Genomic DNA, 1769 nt, shown 5'->3' with positions numbered 1-1769 from the left:
GGTGAACAAACACTGGTATAGTCAATTTGATGATTCGATATGTAAGTTTCGAATGCTTTAAAATCTAAAAAGAACTCAGCATCCGGGAAAAAACTATCCATGCGGCCCATCACATCAAACTGGTCGGTTGCCGCGATAATTTGATTGTTGGTTTCTTTGATTGCCCGCATGTGGCGCTCGGCAATGAAGCCTGCAGCACCGATTAATGCAAAATTTTTCATTCGTGTGTTTTATGACTTTGTCTGTGTCGGGTTAAGTCTAAACGGTCATGTAAAAGATCGCTTCATCGTCGTACCTCCTCTTCGCGATGACGTCATTGCGATCCGGCAGCTGCCGGAGAGGACGCAATCTCAACCCTAATTTGTAATTTAAAGTTTGTATACTTTTTCTGAAGGTTCTTGTATGGCGTTTCTTAAATCGACAATTAGCGGGGCATGTTTCAGAATGAAATCAGGCTCGAAAGCGTCGTGGTTGGTCGAGATAACCACACAGTCCATTTGTTCGAGCAGCTCCGGACTTAACTCCGATGAATTATATTGCTGTCCTTCTTCTGTTTTGATTTCCGGTATGAAAGGATCGTGATAATAAATCTCGCCGCCTTTTTTGTGTACCTCGTCAATAATCTTGAGGGCCGGCGACTCGCGTGAGTCGTCGATATTGGGTTTATATGCCACACCCAGGAAGCAGATCTTGCTGCCGTTGATGGCTTTCTTATGCCGGTTCAGTGCCGAGGTAATCTTGATGGTCATGCGGTGAGCCATCATATTATTGATGTGCCCGGCAGTATTGATCATGCTCAGGTCGAAACCGAATTTCTTAGCAATATGTTCCAGGTAGAAAGGATCGAGTGGAATGCAATGTCCGCCGATGCCTGGTCCCGGGTAAAAAGCCTGGAATCCGTAAGGCTTGGTTTTGGCTGCATCGATCACCTCCCATATATTGATGTCCATTTTCCCGCACAGCAGGGTCAGCTCGTTGATCAGGCTGATGTTGACCAGCCGATACGTGTTTTCCAGAATCTTGACCATTTCGGCTACCCGCGGAGAGCTCACAGTGTGTATTTCGTCAATCGCCTTGCGGTAAATTGCCTGGCCTATTTCCAGTCCGTCGTTCGTTAAGGCTCCCAAAACTTTCGGTGTGTTACGGGTTACATATAACTTGTTTCCCGGGTCGACACGCTCGGGTGAAAATGCCAGCCAAAAGTCAGCACCATGCTTCAGTCCCGATTGTTCTTCCAGTATGGGGAGAATGAAATCTTCGGTGGTTGTCGGGTAAGTGGTACTCTCGAGGCAAACAAAAGTGCCGGGTTTCAGATTTGCAGCAATGGTCTCGCATGCATCCTGAATGTAGCTCATATCCGGTTTCTTGAAGATGTCCAGTGGTGTTGGAACACAGATCAGGATCGCGTCGCAGTCCGCCAATCGGCTAAAGTCGGTAGTTGCGCTTAGCTTCCGGTTGCTAACAACGCTTTGAAGGTCGCTGTCCTTAACATCGCTAATGTAGTTGTCTCCCTCGTTTACCCGCTTGGCCTTGTCGGCTGATTTCTCGAAACCTATAACCGAAACGCCGGCTAAAGCAAAGCTAACAGCCAGTGGAAGGCCGACATAGCCCAGGCCAATAACGCCAACGCACTCTTCCGAGCGAGCTATCTTTTGAAGGATCTGGTCTTTTATATTCATTTTATTTGATGCTTGTACTGCTCACTGGCAGACCTGTTCATATTCTTTTTATACTTGGCTAACCGGTTGAAGCTGGTCGTCTGCGATTTG

The 1769-nt window shown here is 47.2% G+C and carries 2 protein-coding genes; both read right to left on the bottom strand.

Translation table 11 applies throughout. The features are described from left to right. Positions 1–221 (bottom strand): Rossmann-fold NAD(P)-binding domain-containing protein (locus AC37HE_RS09225; RefSeq protein ID WP_500782542.1); only part of this gene is annotated, 221 nt, incomplete at its 3' end. A 147-nt stretch (positions 222–368) separates the two neighbouring features. Further along, entirely contained in the window at positions 369–1679 is a 1311-nt protein-coding gene (locus AC37HE_RS09220; RefSeq protein WP_500782541.1) for a nucleotide sugar dehydrogenase, read from the bottom strand. Between the last annotated feature and the right edge of the window lie 90 nt (positions 1680–1769).

Source organism: Mangrovibacterium sp. (genome assembly GCF_059905295.1).
This window is presented reverse-complemented; position numbering and strand designations above follow the sequence as displayed.